This is a genomic window from Hymenobacter sp. (genome assembly GCF_035709525.1).
GTDB lineage: Bacteria > Bacteroidota > Bacteroidia > Cytophagales > Hymenobacteraceae > Hymenobacter.
Map to the genome: position 1 here is coordinate 43,141 of NZ_DASTEP010000045.1, position 17,474 is coordinate 60,614.

At 64.4% G+C, this 17,474-nt stretch carries 11 protein-coding genes; 7 read left to right on the top strand and 4 right to left on the bottom strand.

Features of this window, described 5'->3' with window-relative positions:
- Positions 1–9 precede the first annotated feature (9 nt).
- Together VFO93_RS04075 and VFO93_RS04080 are read left to right on the top strand one after the other, a co-directional pair.
- Positions 10–837 carry a SusE domain-containing protein gene (locus tag VFO93_RS04075; RefSeq protein WP_325133043.1) on the top strand — a complete coding sequence of 276 codons (828 nt, stop codon included), beginning with the start codon at positions 10–12 and terminating at the stop codon, positions 835–837.
- Positions 838–1,026: 189 nt separating this feature from the next.
- Positions 1,027–1,494 (top strand): hypothetical protein, encoded by a 468-nt coding sequence (locus VFO93_RS04080; RefSeq protein ID WP_325133044.1) that lies wholly within the window; start codon positions 1,027–1,029, stop codon positions 1,492–1,494.
- Between the two features lie 115 nt (positions 1,495–1,609).
- Here the strand turns inward: VFO93_RS04080 and VFO93_RS04085 are convergent, their stop codons facing one another.
- Together VFO93_RS04085 and VFO93_RS04090 are read right to left on the bottom strand one after the other, a co-directional pair.
- Entirely contained in the window at positions 1,610–2,647 is a 1,038-nt protein-coding gene (locus VFO93_RS04085; RefSeq protein ID WP_325133045.1) for an SDR family oxidoreductase, read from the bottom strand.
- Positions 2,648–2,820: 173 nt separating this feature from the next.
- On the bottom strand, positions 2,821–3,534 hold the full coding sequence (locus tag VFO93_RS04090; RefSeq protein ID WP_325133046.1) for a dienelactone hydrolase family protein: 714 nt from the start codon (positions 3,532–3,534) through the stop codon (positions 2,821–2,823).
- Positions 3,535–3,826: 292 nt separating this feature from the next.
- Between VFO93_RS04090 and VFO93_RS04095 the strand changes: the two genes are divergently transcribed.
- Complete coding sequence (locus VFO93_RS04095) at positions 3,827–6,367, top strand: TonB-dependent receptor (protein ID WP_325133047.1); 2,541 nt, start codon at positions 3,827–3,829, stop codon at positions 6,365–6,367.
- Between the two features lie 105 nt (positions 6,368–6,472).
- Complete coding sequence (locus tag VFO93_RS04100) at positions 6,473–7,699, top strand: PepSY-associated TM helix domain-containing protein (protein ID WP_325133048.1); 1,227 nt, start codon at positions 6,473–6,475, stop codon at positions 7,697–7,699.
- Between the two features lie 131 nt (positions 7,700–7,830).
- Here the strand turns inward: VFO93_RS04100 and VFO93_RS04105 are convergent, their stop codons facing one another.
- Positions 7,831–8,601 (bottom strand): sulfite exporter TauE/SafE family protein, encoded by a 771-nt coding sequence (locus VFO93_RS04105; protein WP_325133049.1) that lies wholly within the window; start codon positions 8,599–8,601, stop codon positions 7,831–7,833.
- Positions 8,602–8,722: 121 nt separating this feature from the next.
- Positions 8,723–10,279: a replicative DNA helicase gene (gene dnaB / locus VFO93_RS04110; protein WP_325133054.1), complete on the bottom strand. Its 1,557-nt coding sequence runs from the start codon at positions 10,277–10,279 to the stop codon at positions 8,723–8,725.
- A 441-nt stretch (positions 10,280–10,720) separates the two neighbouring features.
- Between dnaB and VFO93_RS04115 the strand changes: the two genes are divergently transcribed.
- The 3 genes from VFO93_RS04115 to VFO93_RS04125 all read left to right on the top strand — a co-directional run bounded on the left by VFO93_RS04115 (position 10,721) and on the right by VFO93_RS04125 (position 17,368).
- Entirely contained in the window at positions 10,721–12,085 is a 1,365-nt protein-coding gene (locus VFO93_RS04115; protein WP_325133050.1) for a UDP-N-acetylmuramate--L-alanine ligase, read from the top strand.
- 180 nt (positions 12,086–12,265) lie between these two features.
- Positions 12,266–13,381 (top strand): N-acetylglucosamine-6-phosphate deacetylase, encoded by a 1,116-nt coding sequence (gene nagA, locus VFO93_RS04120; RefSeq protein ID WP_325133051.1) that lies wholly within the window; start codon positions 12,266–12,268, stop codon positions 13,379–13,381.
- A gap of 174 nt (positions 13,382–13,555) precedes the next feature.
- Entirely contained in the window at positions 13,556–17,368 is a 3,813-nt protein-coding gene (locus VFO93_RS04125) for a T9SS type A sorting domain-containing protein (RefSeq protein WP_325133052.1), read from the top strand.
- Positions 17,369–17,474: the final 106 nt, after the last annotated feature.

Consider the following 17,474-nt stretch of genomic DNA (forward strand, 5'->3'; position numbering starts at 1 on the left):
ATCCTTATTATGAAAAATTGGCTTACCCAGGGGCTTGGCTTGTGCGCGCTAGTCCTGCTCGGTCTCACCTCGGCCTGCAATAAAGAGGAAACCCGCGCGGTGCTGACGCCCGGCGCGGCCCCCACGCTGAAGGCCTCCACCACGACGCCCGACCTGGCCCTAACCACAGCCAACAAAGACGCGGCCGCCGTGACGCTGACTTATTCGGCGGCGGACTTTGGCTATTCGCCGGCCGCTACCTATACCTTGCAGTTCGATAAGAAAGGGGGCAATTTTGCCAGCCCGATTACCTTGCCCGGCGGCACGGTGGCTGGAGCCACGCCGGTGACTACGGCGCAACTCGTCAATATTTTTTCTTCGCTGGGCTATCCCTTCAACAGCGCCTCGCAGGTGGATGTGCGGGTAGTGGCCTCAGTGAGCGCGGCCGTGGCCCCTGCCATTTCGCCGGTCGTTACCCTCACCGGCACGCCGGTGCCGCTGTGCATCGCCAACACCAATGGCGATTGGGGCATTGTGGGGACGGCGGTGGATGGCTGGCCTGGCAACCCCCTGCCGGCCACTCAGCCCGACCGGATGCTAACCTATGACTGCTATACGCAGACGTTCACGTTGCGCACCACGTTCACCGCCGGTGCCTTCAAGCTTCGAGCTAATAAAGCCTGGAGCACTAGCTTGGGTGCCGCTACTGCCACCTACAGCTACCCCGCAGGCGTAGCACTCTCTACCTCCGGAGGTGACCTAATGATTACCACCCCCGGCACTTACACCGTAACCCTAACCCTAACCAACAACGCCAGTGGCAGCCTCACCGGTGGCACCGTTACCCTAAAGCCGTAGCTACAACGAGCGCTTGCTATACAAGGCTAGTCATTTGCTATAATTCTCAAAAAGCCGCTGCTCGTCAGCGGCTTTTTTGTGCCCGCTGGTTTTCGGCATTATAGTGGCTAGGGGTATCGAACGCTTCAGGGGCATTTTATTATCGCCTTTGCACGTTCTATCATTGCACGCTCATTTTTTATAGTAGACATGCTTCGCAAGCCTTTTTTCGCCTTCTCCCTATCCTTGTTTCTGAGTGCTGGCCTGGCGGCGGCCCAAGTAACGCCCCCAGCCAAAAAGCCACCCGTAGCGGCCCCGGCGTCCCGGCCCGCCGCCCCCGTCAGCTCGGAGGAACGGGTAGCCGCCCTCACCGCCAGCATGACGCAGGCACTGGGCCTCACGCCCGCCCAAACCGAGAAAGTGCGCGACATCAATACCAAGTCGGTACGCAAGGTAGAGGCGGCCCGCCAGCGCTTTGCCGGCGAGCCCGCCGCCAAGCTGCGCGGGGCCATTGAGGACATTGGCCTGGCCCGCCTCGAACAGCTAAAGGACGTGCTGACGCCCGCGCAGTTCAGCCGCTACCAGCAAAAGCGGGAGGAAAAGCTCGGCATTCCGACCGTGCGCGGCTACCAGGGCACGCCCCCGCCCAGCCTCGGCGGCCGGGGTGGTGAAGAGTAGGTTAAAAATTTGAGAATGTGGAAAATGTGCAGATGTGTCAAGGGCTTAAGCACCATTGTCACATCTGCACATTTTTCACATTCTCACATCTTCACCTTCTTACCTCCTCACGTTCTTATTCGTTGTTCCGGCGGGCTTCCTGCTGGTTGAGGGTAGTGAGGAAGGAGCGCGTCAGGGGCGTTTCGCTTTCGTAGCCCGAGCGGCGCTCGTTGGCGGCGTCGCTTTCGCCGGTGGCGGGCAGGGCGCGGTTGACCCAAGCCAGCACGTCGACGGTGGTGCCGGGTAGCAGGCCGTGGAAGGCTGCGAGCAGCTTGGCCGGTAGCGACAAAATGAGCTCGCCGTCGCCGCGGCGGGTGGCGTTCCAGATGCTGCGGGCGGCTTGCTCGGCGCTCATCGTGAAACCCGGCATGGCATCGGCGATGCTAAACCAGGCGTACTCTTTTTTGTGCTGGCCCTTTACTTCGGCGTGGCCAGTGCTGCCGGTGCGCAGCAGGCCGGGGCACACGGTGGTGACGTAGATGCCGTGCTGATTGAGCTCGGCCCGGAAGCCTTCCGACAAGCCCACCAAGGCAAACTTGCTGGCGCTGTAGGCCGTGAGGTGCGGAATGGCCACCTTGCCGCCCAGCGACGAGATGTTGACGATGCGCCCCTCACCGCGCCGCTTCATGCCCGGCAGCACGGCCTGCATGGCATGGAAAGGTGCCCAGAAGTGCGTGTTCATCGAGTCTTCGAAGTCGCGGGCGTCCATATTCTCCAGCGGCCCGCCCAGAATGATGCCCGCGTTGTTGATGAGCACATCGATGCTGCCCAACCGGCTTTCGACCTCGGCCACCAGCGAGCGTACCTCGTCGGCATTGGTGAGGTCGCGGCCGAGGGCCAGCACGTCGCGCTCCGTGGCGCCGCAGTCGAGCAAGTCCTGCCGGGCGCGGGCCAGCTCCTGCTCGTCGCGGGCACAAATGGCCACGCGCGCGCCCTCGGCCACCGCGCGGCGGGCCAGCACCAGGCCCAGCCCCCGCGAGCCGCCGGTGATGAGCACGGTGCGCCCGGCCAGCTCATACGAGCCCCGGCGATTGCGCCAAACGGTGGTAGCCAGAGCGGCCAGGCCAAAGCCGGCGGCCCACAGCCAGGAGGAAGTGCGGGTAGTTGGTTTCATGCTAGGCTGTATGCATTTGGGGGCCGAAAGGTTGCGCGGGCAACGTGCAAAATGCGGCTGTTTTCAGCTCGAGCCTGGTTTCTTTTAATGAAGGCACCTGCCTCTACCAGCACCGCCAGCACCCGAAGGCAGCTGGCGGCACTGGCGGGTTGGCCCAGTAGCCTCAGACTATGCTACGCGCCGAGCTTCTGCTTGAAAAAGGCCAGCGTGAGCGCCCAGGCTTCGGCGGCGGCGTCCTTGTTATAGCTGGGGCGCTCGTCGCAGTGGAAGCCGTGGTCGGCGTAGGAGATGACGGTGTTGAGGTAGGGCTTGCCGGCCGCGCCCACGGCGTCGGTTACCTGCTTGATGTTCTCTTGGCTGATGTGCTGGTCGAGGCCGCCCCAGAAGAACAGGTGCGGCGCGTGCAGGTCCGGGGCCAGGCTAGTGATGGTGTGGGTGCCGCCGCCGTAGTATGACACGGCCGCTGCCAGCGGCAGCACGGCATTGGCCCGAAACGACACCTGCCCGCCCAGGCAAAAGCCGATGCTGCCGATTTTGTCGTGCTGCACGTCGGGCTGGGTTTGTAGCCAGTCGTAGGCCGCGTGCAAATCCTGGTTGAGGCCGTCGGGCGTGAGGGCGCCGTAGTGCGGCATGGCCTGGGTGGCAAACTCGCTGTACGGGATTTCGAGGCCCGGCGCGGCGGTGCGGTGAAACAGCTCGGGCGCCACCACCACGTAGCCGGCGGCGGCCAGGCGGTCGGCCACGCGGCGGATGTGGCCGTTCACGCCGAAGGCTTCTTGCAAGAGGATGATGCCGGGCGCGGGGCCGCTGGCCTGCGGCCAGGCCACGTAGGCGTGCAGCTGGGTACCGTCGGCGGCCGTCAGCACAAGGGTATTGGGAGTGCTCATTGAGAGAGAGACAAGTGAATGAAAGTTACCGCCAGCAACACCGCGCCGGATGGGTTGTTTCTTGCCCTTGGCCTTTTGGTTTAAATCTATTCATATTGAGTGTGTTCATTGGCTGCGCACGAGCTAAAGCACTGCCGAAAAGGCGGCATCAACTGTACACACTTTCGCCTAAATTTCATCCAATCTTCATCATAAACAGCTGCTTTTAAGGCAGTAACCGATTTTATTTATTTGGAATTTTTCTAAACACGCTGCACCTTTGCAGCTGTATTGAATGATTCTAAATAAGCGAATGCGCCCACTTGTACTTCCTCTGCTGCTTTCGGGCAGCCTGCTGCCAGCCCTGCTTTCTGCCCAAACTACTACTACTCCGCAGCCCAGCGGCCATCGGGGCCACCACGGCCGCACGGGTACCATAGTGGGCCGCGTGGCGCTGGCCGATGGGCAGTCGCCCGACCACGTGTCGGTGCTGGTGAAGGGCACCACGCGCGGCACCACGCCCGATGCCAGCGGCAACTTCCGCCTCGAAGCGCCCGCCGGCTGGCAGGTACTGACGGTATCGGGCCTGGGCTACGCCACCCAGGAAGTGACAGTAGAGGTACAGAATGGCCAGGCCGTGACCGCCCCTACCCTGACGCTGGTCCGCGGCACCCGCCAGCTCGACGAGGTGAGCGTGACCGGCACCAAAACCCTGAACCAGCGCCCCACCGCCGTGGGCAAAATGCCGGTGGCCCCGCTCGATTTGCCGCAGTCGGCCATCACGGTAGAGCGGCAGGTGCTGGAGCAGCAGCAGGTGCTGCGCCTCAGCGATGCGGTGGTGAACACGCCCGGCCTGTATGTGATGGGCAGCACCGGCGGCACCCAGGAAGAGCTGGCTAGCCGGGGCTTTGCCTACACCAGCAATAATACCTTTAAAAACGGGGTGCGCTACAACAACGCCATCTTCCCCGAAGCCAGCTCCTTGGAGCGGCTGGAAGTGCTGAAGGGCAGCGCGGCCATTCTCTACGGCAACGTGGCGGCGGGCGGCGTGCTCAACCTCGTGACCAAAAAGCCGCGCTTCGAGCGCGGCGGCTCGGTGGGCTTGCGGGTGGGCAGCTTCGGCTTCGTGAAGCCAACCTTTGACGTGTACGGCGCGGTGGGCGCGAGCGACAAGGTGGCTTTTCGGCTTAATGGCACCTACGAGCGCGGCGACAGCTTCCGCGATGAGGTGAGGGGCAACCGCGTGTACGTCAACCCCTCGCTGCTTTTTCAGCTCACGCCCAAGACGAGCCTGGTGCTGGAAGGCGACTACCTGCGCGACCGCCGCACGCCCGACTTCGGCATCGGGGCCATCAACTACCAGATTATCGACTCGCGCACGCGCTTTCTCAACGTGCCCGGCGCGCTCAACTCAACCAACCAAACCAGCGCCACGGCTACCCTCACCAGCCGAATCAACGACGCGTGGAGCATCCGGGCCATCGGCGGCTTTCAGCGTTATGATAACGAGCTGAAAAGCGGGGCCCGCCCCACCAACATCGTGGGCACGGCCGGCGCTACCTACGGCAACTGGACGCGCACCTTGCAGCGCACCGAAACCAGCCAGAACTACTTTCTGGCCGAAGTTGACCTCACCGGGCAGTTCCGCACCGGGGCCATCGGGCACACGCTGCTGGTGGGGGCTGATGCCGACCAGTACCAGGGCAATACCCTGGCCTACACCAACCCCGACGCGCCCGGCAGCACTACCGTGGCCGTATCGGCCTACGACGTCATCAACGTGCTCGACCGCAGCCGCGTGCTGACCCAGCCGGCCCTGCGTCTGAATGGCTTCGACGACCTCGTTTCGGCCAGCATCACCAAGGATAATACCCGCCGCGCCGGCTTTTATGCCCAGGACCTGATAAGCCTCGGCGAGAAAGTGAAAGTGCTGGCCGGCCTGCGCTGGAGCTACCAGGAAACGCCTAGCGACGTGTACACCTACTCGACCGTGGCCAGCCGCAGCGCGGGCACGGCCGGCAAATACGTTGAGAACCGCCGCTACGACAACGCCTTTTCGCCACGCCTGGGCGTGGTGTACCAGCCCATTAAAACGTCGGCGGTGTTTGCCTCTTATTCCAATTCGTTTTCGCCCAACTCGGGCATCGATGCTACCGGCGCGGCGCTGCCGCCGTCTATCATCGACCAATACGAGGTAGGCATCAAAAACGACCTGCTGAAGGGCGCGCTGTCGGCCAACGTAACGCTGTACCGCATCGTGAACAGCAACCAGACGCAGACCATCCTACCCGGCGCGCCCAACTACAACCCCACCTACCCCAGCGCCCAGGAAATGGCGGGCCAGGTTACCAGCAAGGGCCTGGAGGTCGATGTGCAAACCAAGCCCTACCTGGGCTGGTCGGTGCTGGCGGGCTACAGCTACAACAACACCGCCTACACCGGCAGCAACCTCTACGCCGAGGGCAGCCGCCTGCGCTACGCCCCCGCGCACACCGCTAACGCCAGCGTGTTCTACAACTTCAGTTCCTTGGCCGCGAGTGGCTTTTTGCGCGGCCTCTCGCTGGGTACTACCGGCTACTACGTGGGCGACCGCCTGGCCGGCCGCAACAACCGCCTGCTCGACCCCAGCACCGGCAAGCCCTGGACGGCCGCCAAACCCGAGCCCTTCCAGCTCATCGCCCTGCCCAACTACTTCCAGCTCGATGCCAGCATCGGCTACAGCTACCAGCGCTTCACGCTGCGCGCCAAGGCCGCCAACCTACTGGGCAAGCTCAGCTACAACGTGCACGACGACAACAGCGTGAACCCCATTGCGCCGCGCAACTACTCGACCACGCTCAGCTTCCGGCTGTAGGTAGGCAAAGCGTCGCGCCCGGCCGCTACTTTTCGCCTTTTCGTCGCCAAACCCTTGACCCACCGGGCTTCCCGGTGGGTTCTTTGCTGAAATTTACGTTTGCTTATGAAGCTCTTTTTTCGCCGCATTCACTTGTACCTCGGGCTGGTGTCGGGGCTGTTTCTGGTGGTAGTGTGTCTCACCGGCACCATCCTGGTTTTTGAGGAAGAGCTGACGCACGCCTTCAACCCCGGGCGCTACACGGTGGAGGTAGCCGCCACGCCGCGCCTCTCGCTGGCCCAGCTCAGCGAAACCGTGCGCGCCGCCCGCCCCAAGGCCAAAATCAACGCCATCAAAGTCTACGCCGACCCCGCCCGCACCGTCGAGATAATGCTGGCCGGCGGCCGGCCCGGCGGCCCCAAAGGGGAAGGCCGCAGCGAGCGCGCCCCGCGCGCCGAAGGCCGCGCCCCAATGGGCGGCCCCAACGCCAAAGGCGGCAAAGGGGGCAAAGCCGAGCGCGGCCCTACCCTGTTTCTAAACCCCTACACCGGGGCTATTCTGGGCGAGTACGACTCGCACAAATCGGGCTTTCACTTCATCGAGGAGATACACCGGGGGCTGGTGGCGGGCCGGGTGGGCAAGCTCATCATGGGCATCAACTCCATCATTTTTCTCTTCATCCTGGGCACGGGCATTGTGTTATGGTGGCCGGCGGCGAAGCAGGCGTTTTCGCAGCGCCTGCGCATCAAGTGGGGCAGCAGCTGGAAGCGGCTGAACCACGATTTTCACGTCGTGCTGGGCTTTTATGCCTCGGTGTTTTTGTTCATCATGGCCGCCACGGGCGTGGGCATGTCGTTCGATTGGGTCGGCCAAACCATCAATACCCTCACCCATTCGCCCCAGCAGCGGCTTGAGCCGCCTACCTCGGCCGCAGCCGCGCCCGGTGCGCCCACTTTCAGGGCCGATGCCGCGCTGGCCCTGGCCCGCCGCCAGGATGCCAACGCTCGCAGCTACACCGTGCAGCTGCCCAAAGAGCCTACCGGCAGCATCCAGGTTGGTATTTTACCCGCCGATGCGCTTACCGAGCGCGCTACCAACGACACTTACCTCGACCAGCACACCGGCCAGGTATTGCGCCAGCAGCCCTATGCCGAAAAGCCCGTGGGCCAGCGCATTCGCGGCTTCTTTAAGCCCGTGCATACGGGCGCTATTTTCGGCTGGCCGACCAAGGTGCTGGCGTTTGTATTCACGCTGCTGGGCGTTACGTTTCCCATCACGGGCACCATCATGTGGCTGAACCGCACCCGCAAAACCAAGAAGAAACCACTGCCCCGCGTGGCCTCGGTCGCCTAAGCTTCAGCGGGTGCTATCAGGGCTTCATAGTAAAGAGCCGCCTTTCGTACCAAGCACGAAAGGCGGCTCTTTACTATGAATAAGGTTTTTTTACTGGTCGGGCAGCCGCCCGCAAGCTCACGCCTACGTCCCTACCACGCCTGCCAGGCGTCGTAGCCCAATTTCAGAATAAACCCGCTCACGACCACCAGAAACAGCACCCGCACGAAGCCCGTGCCCCGCCGCAAGGCCAGCCGCGCCCCCAGCGCCGAGCCCAGCATGTTGCACACCGCCATGGGCAGCGCGATGCGGTAAAGCACCTGCCCGGTCGAGATGAAATACGCCAGCCCGGCCACGTTGGTGGCCACGTTCACGACCTTGGCCGACGCCGAGGCCGACAGAAAATCGTAGCCAAACAACCCCACGAACGCGAACAGCAGCAAGCTACCCGTGCCCGGCCCAAAAAACCCGTCGTAAAACCCCAGCGCCGCCCCCAGCGCCACGCCCGTCAGCAGCTCGCGGCGGCCGTGCAGGCGCGGTGCGTGCAGGCTGCCAAAGTCCTTGCGCCAGAAGGTATAAACGGCCATGAGCACCAGCAGCGCCAGCACCAGCGGGCGCACTAGGTTTTTATCAAAATGACTTACGGCCTGCGCCCCCAGCAGCGCGAAGCAGCCCGCCACCACCGCCGCCACGGCCACCGTGCGCCAGCGCATGGGCACCGCCCCCGCCCCGCTGAGGTAGCGCTGAAGCGAAGCAGCCGTGCCCGCCAGGCTGGCTACCTTACCCGTACCAAGGGCCGTGGGCACCGGCACTTCCTTGGGCAGTAGCAGCAGTAGCGCGGGTAGCTGAATGAGGCCCCCGCCGCCCACCATGCCATCGATGAGGCCGGCCAGAAAGGCGAAAAAACAAAGCAGAGGAAGCATGAACGTGGCAGCCATAGCGGGCAAAAATACCGCCCCCGCCTCTTGGAAGGCGTGTTGCCAGCAAAATGCAAACGCCCGCGCAGCTTGGCTGCGCGGGCGTTTGCTGTTAGAAAGCGCTCCGTTAAAACGGCGGCTCCTCGCCAAAGCTATTGCTCTTGGGGAACGAGGTAGTGGGCTCGTTCATGCGCGAGCCCAGCCGGATGGTCTGCGGCTGGCCAAAGCCGCCCGCGTCGCCGCCGCCAGCCGGCCCTTCGCTGTCGAAGCTGCTACCAGGCAGCGCGCCCGGCGTGTAGCCGCCCCCGCCAAAGCCGCCCGCGTCGCCGCCGCCATCGAAGCCGTCGAGGTCGGCAAACTTGGTGAAGCGACCGATAAACTTGAGCTGCACCGTTTCGAGCGAGCCGTTTCGGTGCTTGGCAATGATAACCTCGCCCATGCCCTGAGTCGGGTTGCCCATTTCGTCTTCGGTTATCTTATAGTACTCAGGGCGATAGAGAAAGATAACCATGTCGGCGTCCTGCTCGATAGAGCCCGATTCACGAAGGTCACTCAGCTGCGGCTTCTTGTCGCCACCCCGCGTTTCTACCGAGCGCGAGAGCTGCGACAGGGCAATTACCGGCACGTTCAGCTCCTTCGCAATGCCCTTGAGCGCCCGCGAGATGCTGGCGATTTCCTGTTCACGGTTGCCGTTTTTGCCCCCCTCGTTGCCGCTCATCAGCTGCAAGTAGTCGATGATAATAAGCTGAATATCGTGCTGCGACTTGAGGCGCCGGCACTTGGCCCGCAGCTCACGGATGCTGAGCGCGGGCGTATCATCAATAAAAATCGGAGCCGACGAGAGCGCCGAAATCTTGTGGTTGAGCTGCGACCACTCGTAGTCGGCGAGGTTGCCCTTCTTGATTTTCTCGGAATCCAGTTCCGCCTCGGCCGAAATCAGACGGTTGACGAGCTGCAACGACGACATTTCCAGCGAGAAAATGGCCACCGGCTTCTTGAAATCGACCGCCGCGTTGCGCATGGCCGACACTACGAAGGCAGTTTTGCCCATACCTGGCCGAGCCGCAACAATCACCAAGTCAGATGGTTGCCAGCCGCTCGTGACGCGGTCGAGCGCCGAGAAGCCGGTGGGCACGCCGGTGAGGCCGTCCTTCTGGTGCTTCTTTTCTTCGAGCTCTTTGATGGCTTTCACCATCAAATCCTGCATCGAGTCCACACCCTTGCGCATGTTGTCTTCCGACACCTGGAAGATGTTTTTCTCGGTTGCGTCGAGCAGCTCAAATACGTCCGTAGTTTCTTCGTAGGCGTCGCGCAGCACATCGGTAGCCATGCGGATGAGCTCGCGCTTGATGGCCGCCTCCAGAATCACGCGGGAGTGCGCCTCGATGTTGGCCGCCGAGTTGATGTGCATCGTCAGGCCGGCCACGTAGCCCACGCCGCCAGCGGCTTCGAGCTCGCCCATTTCGCGCAGTTCCTGCACTACCGTGAGCTGGTCAATGGGCTCCGACTTGTCAAACAAGTTGCTGATGGCCTTGTAGATGCGCTGGTGGCCATCCTTGTAGAAGCTCACCGGCTTCAGAATATCGACTACCGTAGTAAGCGCGTCTTTTTCGAGCATGAGCGCGCCGAGCACGGCGGCTTCCATTTCGAGGCGCTGCGGGGGTAGCTTGCCGGTGGGCGACATGGGCACGGGCACGCGGCTGCCGCGCACGCCCTGGAAGGCGGCGGCGGCGCGGGCCGCGGATTGCTTGAGGCGGTCGTCCATACGGTCAGACATAGGTAGTAGCGGGAAGGCGAATCAGAAAGTAACAGCGCGGCGGCCGCGCGTAACCCGCGGCGGCCGGTTTCAATTCCACTGCGGCTGAATTTTAAGGGTCAGGCGCAGCACCCCGGCGCGAGCGCCGGAACTAACAAAGCTAACCCATTCGGGAAAAGCTTACAACGCTTGCGCTGCTCGCTGGCCTGGCGATACCTGCAAGTCTGACCGGCAACTACTTCACTGCCAAGCCCGGAAAAATAAAGCTGGGTTTTGCAGTTTTTTGGGGTTACCTTCTACGGCTCGGCCCCGCGCCCAAGTTGGCGGCGGGCCGTACTTTCGCCCCCCGCAAATAGCCCTTTTTTTCCCTTGGAAAGTATTCACCTGATTGCCGTTGGCGGCAGCATCATGCACAACCTGGCGCTGGCCCTGCACCAGCGCGGCGCCCACGTCACGGGCTCCGACGACGAGATTTTTGAGCCCGCCCGCGCGCGCCTCGCCAAGGCCGGCATTTTGCCCGAAGCCGAAGGCTGGTTTCCCGAAAAAATCCACGCCGGCCTCGCGGCCGTCATCGTGGGCATGCACGCCCGGCCCGACAACCCCGAGCTGGCGCGGGCCCAGGAGCTGGGCTTAAAAATCTATTCATTTCCCGAGTACATCTACGAGGCCAGCAAGGACAAGCAGCGCGTCGTTATCGGCGGCTCGCACGGCAAAACGAGTATTACCGCGCTGATTCTGCACGTATTGCGGTTTCACGGGCGGCAGTTCGACTACGCGGTGGGCGCACAGCTAGCGGGCTTCGACCTCATGGTGCAGCTCACCGACGACGCGCCGATTATCATCATCGAGGGCGACGAATACCTGTCGTCGCCGGTGGACAGGCGGCCCAAGTTTCACCTCTACCAGCACCACATCGGGGTGATTTCGGGCATCAGCTGGGACCACATTAACGTGTTTCCGACCGAGGAAATCTACCGGCAGCAGTTCGAGATTTTTGCCCGCCAAACGCCCAAGGCCGGCACCCTCATCTACGACCGCGACGACGAGCAAACCCAGCTCGTGGCCGTGCCCACCAGCCCCGACGTTACCTACGTGGGTTACGGCCCGCACGAGCACGTCATTCGCAATGGTCAAACTTTTCTCATCACCAAGCGCGACGAGGAAGTACCCATTCAGGTCTTCGGCGAGCACAATTTGCGCAATATCTCGGCCGCCAAAGAGGTGTGCAAGCAGCTGGGCATCAAGGGCAAGGACTTCTACCAGGCCATCGCGAGCTTCAAGGGCGCGGCGCGGCGGCTGGAGCTGGTGCAGGCCGGCGCTACGTCGGTGGTGTACAAGGACTTTGCCCACGCGCCCAGCAAGCTCAAGGCCACGGCGGCGGCCCTGAAAAAGCAGTTTCCCGAGCGGCGGCTGGTGGCCTGCCTCGAGTTGCACACCTTCAGCTCGCTCAACCCCGATTTTCTGCCGCAGTACGCGCACTGCTTCGACGCGCCCGACGTGGCCGTGGTGTATTTCAACCCCCACGTGCTGGAGCACAAGCGCTTGCCGCCACTCGCCCCCGAGGCCGTGCAGCAAGCTTTCCAGCGGCCCGACCTGAAAGTGTTTACCGACTCGGCCGCGCTGGCCAAGTTTCTGCACACGCAGCAGTGGGCCGATACCAACCTGCTGCTGATGACGAGCGGCACGTTTGACGGGCTGGATTTGGGGGCGCTCGCGGCCGAGGTGGTCGGGTAATTGATGGCATACGGCGGTTTCCGCCCGTCATGCTGAGCGCAGCGCAGCGGAGTCGAAGCATCTCTTTAGCAGACTAATTTCTAACGCCAGCAACGAAGCGGTAGAGATGCTTCAACTCCGCTGCGCTGCGCTCAGCATGACAATCAGGCCCTAAGCACCAACCCGACCAAGCACCACCCCATGCGCTACCTCATTTCGCCCTGCACCGTGTACACGGGCACTTCTACCCTGCCCCACCATGCGGTGGTAGTCGATGGCGACCGCATCGAGGCGCTGCTGCCCGCCGTGGCCGCCCCGCGCGACCTGCCCCGCCGCGACGGGCACGACCTGCACCTGAGCCCTGGCTTCGTGGACGTGCAGGTGTATGGCGGCGGGGGCGTGCTGTTCTCCACCGAGCCCACGGTGGAGGTGCTGGCCACGCTGGGCGCGCACCTGCGCCGCCACGGCACCACCAGCTTCATACCCACCATGCCCACCAACGCGCCCGAGCTGATGAGCGCTGCCGCGCAGGCCGTGCGCGCGGCCCAGGCCACCGTGCCCGGCCTGCTGGGCTTGCACCTTGAAGGCCCCTACATTAACCCCGCCAAAAAAGGCGCGCACCAAGCCGAATTTATTCAAACTCCTACTGCTGAAACGGTAGCCGCGCTACTAGCCGAAACCCAAGACGTGCTGCGCATCCTGACGCTGGCCCCCGAGTGCGTGGCACCCGAGTTGGCGCTGCGGCTGCGGCGGGCCGGCGTGGTGCTGTCGGCGGGCCACTCGCTGGCTACGTATGCCCAGGCTACGGCCGCTTTTGATAGCAACTACCGGGCGGCCACGCACTTGTTCAACGCCATGTCGGGTTTCGAGAGCCGCGCGCCTGGCCTGGTAGGGGCCGTGTACGACCACCCCACGGCCGTGGCCAGCATCATTGCCGACGGCGTGCACTGCGACTACGCGGCCCTGCGCATCAGCCAGAAAATGCTGGGCGAGCGGCTCTTTCTCATCACCGATGCGGTAGATAGCAGCAACCACGGCGCGTACCGCTTTCACCGCGAGGGCGACCACTTTGTAAATGAGAACGGCACACTGGCCGGCTCGGCCCTCACCATGCCGCAGGCCGTGGCCAACTGCGTGCGCCACGCCGGCATTGCCCTGGAGGAAGCCCTGCGCATGGCTACCCTCTACCCAGCCCGCCTGCTGGGCCTGGATGGCGAAATAGGCCAGCTCAGCGCCGGCGCGCGGGCCGACATGTGCTTGTTTGATAACGACTTCAACGTGCTGGCTACCGTGCAGGGCGGCGAGTGGCACGAGTAGCGCTAGACGCGCCTAATGCGCTCATTCAAGCTACCTGAGCAACGGCTATCGCTCCGTTTAGCTACCCATTAACCAGAGATAGTCAGGCGGTTAGGCAGGAGGGTACAGGTTGGTGGCCCGGGGTAGTCGCCGCTACTTCGCAGCGTCTACTCACCCTTTTCCCACCCTATCTTGATGAAGCTCTCCTCTCTGGTGAAAGGCGCGCGCGTGTGCGCCGCCCTCTACGCGCGCGGCCGGGCCGGCGTGCCGGGCCTGCTGGCCCTGCCGCTGCTGCTGGCCACGCCGGCCCACGCCCAGCGCTACGTCGAAAAGCTGGGCCGCAGCGTCGTGGCCATGCGCACCGATGCTAACACGGTGTTTGTAAGCTGGCGCTTGCTGGGCACCGACCCGGCCGGCCTGGCTTTCAACGTGTACCGCGGCACCACGAAACTCAACGCCGCGCCCCTCACCGGCGCTACTAACCTCACCGACGCCACTACCAGCACGGCCACCTACACCGTGCGCCCGGTGCTCAATGGCGTGGAGCAGGCCGCCTCGGCCGCCGCCAGCCCCTGGGCCGACAAGTTTTTGCGCATCCCGATTCAGCGGCCCGCCGGGGGCACTACCCCCGATGGCGTGGCTTACACCTACTCGGCCAACGATGCCAGCGTGGGCGACGTGGATGGCGACGGCGAGTACGAGATTATTCTCAAGTGGGACCCTTCTAACGCCAAAGACAACTCGCAGAGCGGCTACACCGGCAACGTGTACCTCGACGCCTACAAGCTCGACGGCACCCGGCTGTGGCGCATCGACCTGGGCCGCAACATCCGGGCGGGGGCGCACTACACGCAGTTTATGGTGTACGACCTCGACAGCGACGGCAAGGCGGAGGTGGCCTGCCGCACCGCCGACGCTACCATCGACGGGGCCGGGGTAGTCATCGGCAATGCCAACGCCGACTACCGCAACTCGGCGGGCTACGTGCTGAGCGGACCGGAATTTCTGACCATCTTCAACGGCCAGACTGGGGCCGCGATGGCCACTACCAACTACCTGCCCGCCCGCGGCACCGTGAGCAGCTGGGGCGACAACTACGGCAACCGGGTAGACCGCTTTCTGGCCACCGTGGCGTACCTCGACGGGGTGCGGCCCAGCCTCGTGATGGGCCGCGGCTACTACACCCGGCTGGTGCGCGTGGCCTGGGACTGGCAAGGCGGCCAACTGACCCAGCGCTGGAACTTCGACAGCAACAACGCCGGCAACAGCAGCTACGTGGGCATGGGCAACCACCAGCTGACGGTAGGCGACGTGGACGGCGACGGCCGCGACGAAGTAGTGAACGGGGCCAGCGCCATCAAAAGCGACGGCACCGGCCTGTATAGCAACGGCCTGGGCCACGGCGACGCCCTGCACATGAGCGATATGGACCCCACCCGCCCCGGCCAGGAAGTGTGGCAGTGCCACGAAACCCCGTCGCAGTACGGCCAGTACGGCCTCGAAATGCGCGACGCCCGCACCGGCCAGCCCCTGTGGGGCGTGCCGGGCGGCGGGGCCGACGTGGGCCGCGCCCTGGCCGCCGACATCGACCCCGCCCACCCCGGCTACGAGTGCTGGGGCTCGGTGGGCGGCCTCTACACCAGCAAGGGCGTGCAGATTGGCACTACCAAGCCCACTACCAACTTCGCCGTGTGGTGGGATGGCGACCTGAGCCGCGAGCTGCTCGATGCGGGCTACAACGCCACGACCGACGTAGCTACCGTGCGCCTCGAAAAGTGGGTGCCGCCCACCGGCGGCGCGGCTAATGGCAGTTTGCAGCGCCTGCTCACGCCCAGCACCGTGGCCGACGGCGACGCTCAAACCAACAACGGCACCAAGGCCAACCCCTGCCTGATGGCCGACATCTTGGGCGATTGGCGCGAGGAAATCCTGCTGCGCGCCCGCGACAACCAGAGTTTGCTGCTGTACTCCACCACGGCCCTCACTACCGTGCGCCAGTACACGCTCATGCACGATGCGCAGTACCGCGTGGCGGTGGCCCACGAAAACTCGGCCTACAACCAACCGCCGCACCCCAGCTTCTTTTTGGGCAATGGCATGGCCCCGGCCCCCACGCCCGACATCATGCTGGCCGCCACGGCTACCCTCTGGAACGGCAGCCAATCCACCAACTGGAACACGGCGGCCAACTGGTCGGGCGGCGTGCCCACCAGCACCCTCGATGCCCTGGTGCCGGCTGGCCTCTCGCGCTACCCCGTGCTGCCGGCCGGCAGCGCCGCCGAGGCCAAAAGCCTGACGCTGGCCCCCGGCGCTACGCTAACCCAAACGGGCGGCACCCTCACGCTCACCGAAACCCTGGCCAACGGCGGCACCCTCATGGCCACCGGCGGCACCGTGGTACTGGCCGGTACGGCCGCCCAAACCATCGGCGGCAGCGGCAGCACCCAGCTCTGGAACCTGACGGTAGGCAACCCCGCCGGCGCGCAGCAGGCCGGTAGCTTGGGCATTCACGGCGTGCTGGCGCTGGCTGGCGGCAGCCTCCGCACCGGTGGCAACCCGCTTACGCTGCTCAGCGATGCCAGCGGCACGGCTTTGGTCGACAACACCGGCGGCGTGGTAAACGGCACGGCCACCGTGCAGCGCTACATCGACCCCAGCCTGAACCCCGGCGCGGGCTACCACCACTACGCCGCCCCGGTCAGCAACACGACCCTCGCCGACCTGGCCACCGCGGCCTTCGCGCCCGTGCTGACCACGGCTTACAACACGAGCGCCAGCCCGACCACCGTCGCGCCCTTCCCCAACGTATTCGGCTACGACGAAAGCCGGGTGCTGACCTCGCCGGCGACGGGCATGTCGGCCTTTGATAAGGGCTGGGTAGTGCCCACCGGCAGCGCCCCAATAGAGCCGGCCCGGGGCTACTCGGTCAATATTCCGGCGTCGCAAACCGTGGATTTTGAAGGCACGCTCCACAACGGCCCCATCAGCCAGACGCTGAGCACCACCGGCGGCCCTGATGGCGGCTGGCACCTGCGCGGCAACCCCTACCCCTCGCCGCTCGACTGGAGCAAGGTCGCCATTCCGGCCGGCCTGAGCGGGGCGATGTACGTGTTCAGCAGCACCTCGGCCTACGGCGGCGTGTACCGCACCTACCAGAATGGCGTGGGCAGCAGCCCCATCGTGCCGGTGGCGCAGGGCTTCTTTGTGCGCTCGCTGGGCACGCCTACCCTCACGCTCACCAACGCCGCCCGCGTTACCACCGCCGACGCCACCGCCTTCCGGCGCCCCACCGCCGAAACCCGGCCCCTGGTGCAGCTGACGCTGCGCAGCGCCGCCGCCCCGGCCCAGGCCGCCGAGGCCTACGTGTATTTTGAGCAGGGTGCTACCGCCGGCGTCGATGCCCGCTACGATGCCGAAAAGCTGCTTCCCAACAGCGGCGGCACGCCCTCGCTGTATTCGGTAGCGGCGGGCACCGAGCTCAGCATCAATGGCCTGCCTTTGCTGAATGCCGCCACCGTAGTGCCGCTGAGTGTGGTGGCCCCGGCCGCTGGCACGTACACCTTCGAGGTGCCGCAGCTGCTCAATCTGCCCACTACCACCGTGTACCTCGTGGATGCCGCCACCGGCCAGCGCGTCAACTTGCAGCGGCAACCCACCTACTCATTCAGCCTCGGCGGGGCGGCTAATCTGGCGGGCCGCTTCTCGCTGGCCTTCGCGCCGAGCGGCGTGCTGGCCGTAGCGCCGGGCCTGCTGGCAGCCAGCGTGGGCGTGTACCCAAATCCGGCTACCAGTACCTTCACCGTGGCCGTGCCAGCCGTGGCGGGTGCCGGCCAGGTGCAGGCCACGCTGCTCAACAGCCTGGGCCAGACGGTGGCGCACCAGGCAGCCAGCCTGCCGACTGCGGGCACGCACCTCACTTTTAGTCGCGGCAAACTGGCCTCCGGCGTGTACCTGCTGCGCGTGCAAGCGGGCGGCGAAAGCGTAGTAAAGCGCATTTTGCTCGACTAGCACTAGCGCGGCGGCCTGCGCGGCCTGCCAAGCCACCAGTAGTTGAGGTAGGCCGGACTTCGCTTGCTTGAAAAAGAAGTAGGCGCACCAGGCAAAAAGCGGGGGT

What these genes read in the sequence shown, in the direction of transcription:
- VFO93_RS04075 (WP_325133043.1), top strand. Translation starts at nt 10, where the DNA reads ATGAAAAATTGGCTTACCCAGGGGCTTGGCTTGTGCGCGCTAGTCCTG.
- VFO93_RS04100 (WP_325133048.1), top strand. Translation starts at nt 6,473, where the DNA reads ATGAAGCTCTTTTTTCGCCGCATTCACTTGTACCTCGGGCTGGTGTCG.
- VFO93_RS04090 (WP_325133046.1), bottom strand. Translation starts at nt 3,534, where the DNA reads ATGAGCACTCCCAATACCCTTGTGCTGACGGCCGCCGACGGTACCCAG.
- VFO93_RS04095 (WP_325133047.1), top strand. Translation starts at nt 3,827, where the DNA reads ATGCGCCCACTTGTACTTCCTCTGCTGCTTTCGGGCAGCCTGCTGCCA.
- VFO93_RS04080 (WP_325133044.1), top strand. Translation starts at nt 1,027, where the DNA reads ATGCTTCGCAAGCCTTTTTTCGCCTTCTCCCTATCCTTGTTTCTGAGT.
- VFO93_RS04125 (WP_325133052.1), top strand. Translation starts at nt 13,556, where the DNA reads ATGAAGCTCTCCTCTCTGGTGAAAGGCGCGCGCGTGTGCGCCGCCCTC.
- nagA (WP_325133051.1), top strand. Translation starts at nt 12,266, where the DNA reads ATGCGCTACCTCATTTCGCCCTGCACCGTGTACACGGGCACTTCTACC.
- VFO93_RS04105 (WP_325133049.1), bottom strand. Translation starts at nt 8,601, where the DNA reads ATGCTTCCTCTGCTTTGTTTTTTCGCCTTTCTGGCCGGCCTCATCGAT.
- VFO93_RS04085 (WP_325133045.1), bottom strand. Translation starts at nt 2,647, where the DNA reads ATGAAACCAACTACCCGCACTTCCTCCTGGCTGTGGGCCGCCGGCTTT.
- dnaB (WP_325133054.1), bottom strand. Translation starts at nt 10,279, where the DNA reads ATGTCGCCCACCGGCAAGCTACCCCCGCAGCGCCTCGAAATGGAAGCC.